Below are 8342 nucleotides of genomic sequence, written 5' to 3' on the forward strand. Positions count from 1 at the left end.
TCGTCGTTCGCTCCCGCTCTCAACTACGAATATGCAGACGGCGTCGACTATCGCGGACTAACCGCCTTCGCTTCGCTATCCATGGCGGTCAGCGATGGATGCGGTGCGCCACTTTACCTGCGGCGCTGTTGATCGGGGCGAGCGACCTGCCATCGCCACTGCCATTGCCAAATATCATCTCACCGAGCGGATGCGTAAGGTGGTTAATGACGGTATGGATGTGCTGGGTGGCCGCGGTATCTGCATGGGGCCGCACAACTTTCTGGGGCGTATCTATGAGGCGATCCCGATCAGCATCACCGTTGAGGGGGCCAACATCCTGACAAGAAACCTGATCATCTTTGGTCAGGGCGCGCTCCGTGCTCACCCCTACCTGCTGACCGAGATGGAGGCGGCCGCACGGGGTGACGCGGTGGCGTTTGATCGCAGTTTTGGTGCCCATCAGCGCCATCTGATCTCCAATCTGGTGCGCGGCTTTGTCTATGCACTGAGCGATGGGCGTCTCAGTTCCACACCACAGAGTCGCCTGAAACGTCACCTGCAGCGCTTGAACCGACTCAGTACAGCACTGGCGGTGTGTGCTGATCTGATGTTGATCGGTCTGGGCGGCGAGCTAAAGCGTCGTGAACGTCTCTCGGCGCGCCTTGGCGACATGCTTAGCCAGCTCTATATCGCCTCGGCGGCGATTAACCACTTTCGCGACCACGGTGCCCACAACGAGGAGCGACCACTGCTCGACTGGGTGGTTAATGATGCCGTGGCGCGCGGCGAGCAGGCGCTGTTTGAGCTGAGTCATAACTGCCCACGTCCTCTGATCGGCTGGTTGTTGCGCCAGCTGCTGTTGCCCCTTGGACGCAAGGCGCGCCACCCCTCAGATAGCGAAGAGCAGCAGTTGGCGGAGCTACTACTGCAGCCGTCAACACTGCGTGATCAGCTCACTGCCGGAATCTATCTTCCCGAAGCGAGCCACGAACCGCTTGCCCAGCTGGAGCGGGCGCTCTCACTGGCAGCCGAAACAGCACCGCTGGAGCGACGGCTGCGCAAGGCGCAGCGCCACGGCGTGGTGAGTGGTCGTGATGAGCTGGGCCTGATCAATCAGGCGGTGGCCAAAGGGGTCTTCTCCAAAGATGAGGGGGCGCGAATGGCGGCGGCAGTTAATGCACGCCGTGAGGCGATCACCGTGGATGATTTTGCACCGCAGCAACTACAGGGGGTGAGTGATGAAAAGAGCCAACAGTCAGCCTAAGGCGCGACCGGTCTATGTGGTTGATGGCAGTCGCACGCCGTTTCTCAAGGCACAGGGTCCGGGGCCGTTGGCTGCTGCCGATCTTGCTGTGGCTGCAGCCAGATCACTATTGATACGCCAGCCCTTTGAGGCCGAACAGATCAATGAGGTGGTGCTTGGCTGCGTGATGCCGGGGCCCGATGAGGCGAATATCGCACGGGTGGTCGGGCTGCGACTCGGCCTGCCACAACAGACCCCTGCCTGGACGGTGCAGCGCAACTGCGCCTCGGGCCTGCAAGCGGTTGATTCGGCCTACCAGTCGATTGCCAGCGGTCGTAGTGAGCTGGTGTTAGCGGGTGGTGTCGAGGCGATGAGCCGAGCACCGCTACTACTGAGTGTGTTGATGAGCCACTGGTTCTACCACTGGAGTCGGACGCGTAGCTTTGGCGCTCGTGTGCAACTACTCGCTGAGCTGCGACCGGCCCATCTGCAGCCGGTGATCGCACTCCTGCGTGGACTGACCGATCCGGTGGTCGGTCTCTCAATGGGGCAGACCGCCGAGCTGCTGGCGCACCGTTTTGGTATCGAGCGCGAGCAGATGGATGAGTATGCACTTGAGAGCCATCGTCGACTCGGTGAGGCGCAGGATGGTCGTTGGCTGGATGAGATTGAACCACTCTACCTGAGTGACGGCACCATTCTTAAAGACGATAACGGCTTGCGCCGCGATAGCGATATGGCGGCGATGGCCTGGTTACGACCGGTCTTCGATCGCCCCGTTGGTCATGTCACCGCTGGTAATAGTGCTCAGGTGAGTGATGGCGCGGCGATGCTACTACTCGCCTCGGCTGACGCCGTGGATCGTTACGGTTTGAAGGTGCTGGGACGCATCACAGATCTGGTCTGGTCGGGACTCGATCCGGCCGAGATGGGACTGGGCCCCGCCTATGCGATGAGTACGCTACTCAAACGTCACCACATGCGTCCCGATCAGGTCGATTTCTGGGAGATCAACGAGGCGTTTGCCGCCCAGGTACTTGCCTGCCAGAGCGCCTGGAATAGCGACTCGTTCTGCCAGCATGAACTCGGGCGTGAAAAATCGCTTGGCGCCATTCCCGAACAGCAGCTCAACGTCGATGGCGGTGCCATCGCCATCGGCCATCCGGTGGGTGCCAGTGGTGCACGGTTGGTGCTGCACCTACTTAAAGTGCTCGAACGTGAAGAGGCGCATCGCGGTATCGCCTCACTCTGTATTGGTGGTGGGCAGGGTGGTGCGGTGATGTTGGAGCGTACTGGGGGTGGGGCATGAGTGACAAACACTGGCAGCTACAGCGCAGCAGTGACGGCTATGCATGGCTGATGCTCGATCGCTTTGATCGTGATATCAACGCGCTCTCCAGCGAGGTGCTTGAGGGGCTCGATGAGCAGCTGACATCGCTGGAGCGACAACCGGCCAGAGGACTTGTGATCGCCTCGGCCAAGGCCAACGGTTTTATTGCCGGTGCCGATGTAGAGCAGTTCCGTGGCCTCGACGATGAAGAGACGGCACTTGATCTGATTCTGCATGGTCAAGACCTGATGGAGCGTATCGAAAACTTACCCTTTCCTACCCTGGCGCTGATCCACGGCTTTGCTCTGGGTGGTGGACTGGAGCTGGCACTCGCCTGTAACTACCGCATCGCAGAACAGCAGAGTCGACTGGGACTACCCGAGGTGAAGCTCGGCATACACCCCGGCTTTGGCGGCACGCTACGACTGCCGCAGCTGATCGGTCATCTGCCAGCACTGGAGCTGATGCTCAGCGGTCGGAGTCTCTCGGCAAAGGCGGCCAGACGAATCGGGCTGGTTGATCAGGTGGTGCCGCAACGTCAGCTCCACGATGCGGCTGAACAGCTGATTAGACGTCCCCCCAAACAGCATCGTCCTGTCTGGCATAAACGCATGATGGGTACTTATCTTTTGCGTCACCTTATCGAACCGATACTGATGCGTCGTGTAAAACAGCGGGTGAGGGCGGATCACTATCCGGCCCCCTTTGCGTTGTTGAAACTGTGGCGACGTTACGGAGCAGAGAAGCGCCAGGCGACTGCCGAGGCGCTCTCGGTTGCACGACTGATCTGTGGTGAGACGGCGCAGAGTCTGGTGAGGGTCTTCTTCCTGCAGGAGAAGTTTAAACGTCAGGGTGACAAATCGCTCTTCAAAGGACGTCATATTCATGTGGTCGGTGCCGGTGTAATGGGCGGGGATATCGCCGCCTGGTCGGCACTGCAGGGTTTTCGTGTCACCTTGCAGGATCGCGATGCAGCGGTTCTGGCCCGAGCGGTAAAACGTGCCCACGATCTGTTCAATAAACGGCTTAAACAGCCGCTGGCGGTGACCGCCGCGATGGATCGATTGATACCCGATCTGCGAGGTGAGGGTGTGGCCCATGCCGATCTCTTCATTGAGGCGATTATCGAAGATGCAGCCGCCAAGCAGGGACTATTCCGCGAACTGGAGACACGTGCGAAACGAAACGCGATCTTTGCCACTAATACCTCGAGTATTCCGCTTGAGGTGCTGGCCGATGGCATGAGCCACCCGGAGCGGCTGGTCGGTATTCACTTTTTCAATCCAGTGGCGAAGATGCAGCTGGTGGAGGTAGTGGTGGGTGAACGCAGTGGACGCGATGCGGTGAAAAAGGCCTGCGCCTATGTGCGTCGTATTGAACGTCTACCGCTACCGGTTAAGAGCTCGCCAGGATTTCTTGTTAATCGTGTCTTGATGCCCTATCTGCTTGAGGCGGTGGCGCTGGTCGAACGTGGCGTACCCGCTGCGCGTATTGATCGTGCGGCACTCGAATTTGGTATGCCGATGGGGCCGATACGTCTGGCCGATACGGTTGGTCTCGATATCTGTCTGGCCGTGGCGGGAGTGCTGAGTGAACCGCTCAATCTGGCGGTGCCGACGCTACTGCGTGAGCGAGTGGCCGAGGGGCGGCTGGGCGTGAAGAGTGGCAACGGCTTCTATCGCTATCGTAACGGTCAGCCGGTCGTGAAGGGCCAGGTCGATGGCAGCGGTCTGACACGACGTGAGATTACCGAACGATTGATCGGCCGTATCACCAATGAAGCGCAGGCGTGTCTGCGTGATGGCATTGTCAGTGAGGCCGATCTGGTTGATGCCGGTATTGTTTTTGGCACCGGTTTTGCGCCGTTTCGTGGCGGCCCCCTTAACTTTCTTCGAAACCGACCCGAACCCGATGAGGTGACGCCCCGTCATGGTGTGGTGGTCAGTGGAGGTGTGTGATGAAACAGCTCGATTTAATCTGCCCCGGTGATGCCGGTACCCTGGCGGGGCTGTTCCGTGAACGGGTTGAGGCGAGCCCCGATAAGTGCGCCTATATCGAATATGACCGTGAGGCGCAGAGCTGGCGAAACTACAGCTGGCAGACGATAGCCGATGAGGTGGCGCGCTGGCAGGCGGCGATGAAGATCGATGGCCTCAAGTCGGGTGATCGTATTGCACTGATGTTACATAACGGGCGTCACTGGGTGATCTTCGACCAGGCCGCGCTGGGGCTGGGACTGGTTACGGTGCCGCTCTACGTCGATGACAATCCGGGCAATATCGCCTTCATCCTTCACGATGCCGGGGTACGGCTGCTGCTGGTCGAACGGGATGAGCAGTGGCAGGCACTGCATCCCTATATGGACCAGCTCGATGAACTTCAGCATGTGGTAACCCTGCAGCGGGGGAGTGATACCAAGGGGCACTTGCGTCGTGTTGATAGCTGGCTACCCGAGCAGCCATACCAGATGCAGTGCAACGAGAGTGGTGCCGATGAGCTAGCGACGATCGTCTACACCTCTGGTACCACCGGACAGCCGAAGGGGGTGATGCTGAGTCATCGCAATATCCTCTTCGACGCCTTTGCCGGAGTTGAGCAGGTGCAGGTCTATGAAGACGATCTGTTTCTCTCCTTCCTGCCGCTCTCACACACACTGGAGCGAACCGCCGGTTATTACATTCCGGTGATGACTGGCGCCACCGTTGCCTTCTCCCGTTCGATCGAGGAGCTGGCGGAGGATCTTCAGGTGATACGACCGACAGTACTAGTAAGTGTGCCGCGTATCTTCGAGCGTATCTTCAATCGCACCCGGGCGAAGATGAAAGGACGTTCCGCCTCAATCCAGAAACTGTTTGAGTGGGCAGTCACCGTCGGTTGGGCGCGTTTTCAGCATCGCCAACACCGTGCGCTGTGGAGTCCGCAACTGCTGCTCTGGCCGCTGCTCAAGCTGCTGGTGGCCAACAAACTACTCAATCGTCTCGGTGGACGTCTGCGTCTGGCAATCAGTGGTGGTGCGCCCCTCTCGCCGGCGGTCTCCCACGCCTTCGTCGGCCTGGGCGTGCCGCTGCTTCAGGGCTATGGACTGACCGAGTCGAGTCCGGTGATCAGTGTCAATTCGCCCAAGGATAATCTGCCCGAGAGCGTTGGCACACCGCTGCCCGGTGTAGAGACGCGTGTCGATGAGCGTGGTGAGTTGCTGGTGCGTGGACCCAATATCATGCTCGGCTACTGGCATCAGCCACAGGCGACGCGGGAGATGATCGACAGCCACGGCTGGTTGCATACGGGAGATCTCGCCGCGATTGATGCCGGTGGGCATCTGCATATCACCGGTCGGGTCAAGGAGATCATCGTGCTCTCCAATGGTGAGAAGGTCTCACCTGCCGATATGGAGTTGACGTTGTCACTCGATCCACTCTTTGAACAGGTGATGATTGTAGGTGAGGGGCGCCCCTATCTGAGTGCGCTCTGTGTAATGGATGTCGATGCACTACGTGATTTGGCGCGCGAGCTCGACATCGGTGGTGACCGAGATCGGTTGTTGAGTCATAACCGGATCGTTGCGACGGCTAAGGCGCGACTTGTATCGGCGCTGGGTGACTTCCCAGGCTATGCGAAAATTCGTCGCATTACCCTGATAGGGGAGACGTGGAGTATTGAGAATGGTTTGATGACACCAACGTTAAAGGTAAAGCGTGATCAGATTGAGCAGCGTTATCACGATCAGATCGAACGTATGTACGCCGGCCACGAGTCAGTACAAGCCTGATGTGGGGCGTTAACGTTCAGTCGATTTGATTTTATACATCGCATGGTCGGCCTGTTTGAGCAGTGTTTCGACACACTCACCATCATCGGGAAAGAGGGCGATACCGATCGATACGCCGACGCTGATCGATTGACCGTCGATTTCCATAGGGCGCTTGATGGAGGCCGTGATCTTTTTCACGGCGATTCTGGCATCGCTGCTCGATTCAACTGAGGGGAGGATGGCGACAAACTCATCACCACCGATGCGCGCCACGGTGTCACTTTGACGAAGCGAGGCCTGGATGCGGCGTGCAACCGTCTGTAGCACCACATCACCTACATCGTGGCCATGCTGGTCGTTGATCGGTTTAAACCGATCCAGATCGATAAACAGTAGCGCCAGCAGGGCATTGTTGCGTCTTGCCTGATCGAGCACAGTAGTGAGTCGGTCGATGAAGAGTGAGCGGTTGGGAACGCCGGTGAGTTGATCGAAGTTGGCCTGGTGCCAGATGCGCTCTTCCTGTGCTTTGCGCATGGTAATGTCGGAGAAATTGACCACCGCCCCCACCAGTTTGTCGTCATCGAAGAGCGGGTTGGCGCTAAACTCGACCGTGATGTCCTCACCGTCACCGCGTTTAAACATTTCGCTATCGCTATAGACAGCAACCCCCTCACTCCATGCCTTACGCATGCTGCACTGTTCAGAAGAGAGGTGCTCTCCATTGCTGTTACGGTGGTGCATAAAGCGGTGAGACTCCTGGCCGATGACCTGACCGGGTCTGTCGTATCTGAGCATTTGCAGGGCGGCAGAATTCATGAAGGTGATCTTGCCGCGGTGGTTAAGACCGAAAATGCCCTCGCTGACCGCCATGGATAGCGAAGCGAAGGCGGTTAGTCCGCGATAGTCGACGCCGTCTGCATATTCGTAGTTGAGAGCGTGAGCGAACGACGAAGAAGAAATAGCGACTCCCCGCACCAGTGGAGTTCATCATCAGCTGTAACTTCTCCTCGGCCCGTTTTCGAATCTGAACCTCACTCTGCAATTCACGGGTACGCACCTTAACCAGATGCTCCTGATCGTCGCGGGCCTTTTCGAGTACGCCTTCATGTCTGAGGATGAGTCTGACCGTGGTGGCGGAGAGCAGACTGAGGGCGAACCAGGCGATGAGGTGAATCAGGTTGGTGTTAAAACGCTGCTCGAAGGTCGCTGCACTGTATTGGGCGAGCGGAAATGAGACGCTGATGCCGCCACGTATATCGCCTACCTGATACCCCTGTTTCTCATGACACTTCATACAGGCAGGTTTCACATCCAGTGGCGCCATGTAACGGACCATCTGCTCCTGATCGCTCTTAACGCTCTCAAGCACCTCGCCCTCACCCTGTTCGAAAAGGTTCAATGCATCCCGTTCCCAGGGATCGGGCTCATTGATTGGATTGAGTGGTTTGAGACTGGTTAGTCTGACGTAGAACTGCTCCTTCTCCTTCAACAGGTCGGTGAGCTGTCGCGTCATGTAGGCAGGGTTGATCGCGGTCAGTTTGATACCGGAGGGGGTCTCGATATCTCGTTCAGGCACTTCGAGATAGGGATTGGGAGGTGTGGCCTGGCTCGTTTTGGCATAGATGACGCCGTGTTGTGCTACCCATAAACGCGCTGTTTCGATGATTTTGTAGGTGTAGCGGCCACGTTCCAGAGCGAGATTGAGGGCCTGCCTTTCGATAGCGTTGATGTTCCACCACCAGCTGAAACCGACCAGCAGCGATACCAATACTACCCAGAGGGGCCAGTAGAGCAGTAGTGCAGTGTGGTTTTTTGAGGATGGCATCGGTATCAAATTGTCATGAACGATATAAGTTAAACCTACCACGATTTGAGGGGGTATATACCACAATTAATTCGGGTATCTAGGCAGCATAGGGCTGCCATTGATTAGGTTGATTTCGGGGAGTCGCTATTTTTGCGGAAGCTTGTTTTGGGCGTCCAAGCCCAAGCAAGCGGCAAATACTTAACGCGACCGTTTATGCCTACGGCGCCCC

General features: G+C 57.7%; 6 protein-coding genes. 4 read left to right on the forward strand and 2 right to left on the reverse strand.

Annotated features, from left to right (window positions below; genetic code table 11):
* Positions 1–94: 94 nt before the first annotated feature.
* From BOW52_RS15780 to BOW52_RS15795, 4 genes are read left to right on the forward strand one after another with little or no spacing between them, the layout of a single operon-like run.
* A complete protein-coding gene (locus BOW52_RS15780) occupies positions 95–1246 on the forward strand; it encodes an acyl-CoA dehydrogenase domain-containing protein (RefSeq protein WP_078485040.1) in 1152 nt (383 codons plus the stop codon).
* Positions 1221–2534, forward strand: coding sequence for an acetyl-CoA C-acetyltransferase (locus BOW52_RS15785; protein WP_078485041.1), 1314 nt, complete (start codon positions 1221–1223; stop codon positions 2532–2534). The genes BOW52_RS15780 and BOW52_RS15785 overlap by 26 nt, the downstream gene beginning before the upstream one ends.
* Complete coding sequence (locus BOW52_RS15790; protein ID WP_078485042.1) at positions 2531–4513, forward strand: 3-hydroxyacyl-CoA dehydrogenase NAD-binding domain-containing protein; 1983 nt, start codon at positions 2531–2533, stop codon at positions 4511–4513. Before BOW52_RS15785 ends, BOW52_RS15790 begins: the two co-directional genes overlap by 4 nt.
* On the forward strand, positions 4513–6324 hold the full coding sequence (locus tag BOW52_RS15795) for an AMP-dependent synthetase/ligase (protein ID WP_078485043.1): 1812 nt from the start codon (positions 4513–4515) through the stop codon (positions 6322–6324). Before BOW52_RS15790 ends, BOW52_RS15795 begins: the two co-directional genes overlap by 1 nt.
* Positions 6325–6333: 9 nt before the next feature.
* Here the strand turns inward: BOW52_RS15795 and BOW52_RS15800 are convergent, their stop codons facing one another.
* A complete protein-coding gene (locus tag BOW52_RS15800) occupies positions 6334–7176 on the reverse strand; it encodes a sensor domain-containing diguanylate cyclase (protein ID WP_078485044.1) in 843 nt (280 codons plus the stop codon).
* A complete protein-coding gene (locus BOW52_RS15805) occupies positions 7145–8131 on the reverse strand; it encodes a Tll0287-like domain-containing protein (protein ID WP_078485045.1) in 987 nt (328 codons plus the stop codon). Before BOW52_RS15805 ends, BOW52_RS15800 begins: the two co-directional genes overlap by 32 nt.
* Positions 8132–8342 lie beyond the last annotated feature (211 nt).

Source organism: Solemya pervernicosa gill symbiont (assembly GCF_002020875.1).
Classification (GTDB): Bacteria; Pseudomonadota; Gammaproteobacteria.

What these genes read in the sequence shown, in the direction of transcription:
- BOW52_RS15780 (WP_078485040.1), top strand. Translation starts at nt 95, where the DNA reads ATGGATGCGGTGCGCCACTTTACCTGCGGCGCTGTTGATCGGGGCGAG.
- BOW52_RS15785 (WP_078485041.1), top strand. Translation starts at nt 1,221, where the DNA reads ATGAAAAGAGCCAACAGTCAGCCTAAGGCGCGACCGGTCTATGTGGTT.
- BOW52_RS15800 (WP_078485044.1), bottom strand. Translation starts at nt 7,176, where the DNA reads ATGGCGGTCAGCGAGGGCATTTTCGGTCTTAACCACCGCGGCAAGATC.
- BOW52_RS15805 (WP_078485045.1), bottom strand. Translation starts at nt 8,131, where the DNA reads ATGCCATCCTCAAAAAACCACACTGCACTACTGCTCTACTGGCCCCTC.
- BOW52_RS15790 (WP_078485042.1), top strand. Translation starts at nt 2,531, where the DNA reads ATGAGTGACAAACACTGGCAGCTACAGCGCAGCAGTGACGGCTATGCA.
- BOW52_RS15795 (WP_078485043.1), top strand. Translation starts at nt 4,513, where the DNA reads ATGAAACAGCTCGATTTAATCTGCCCCGGTGATGCCGGTACCCTGGCG.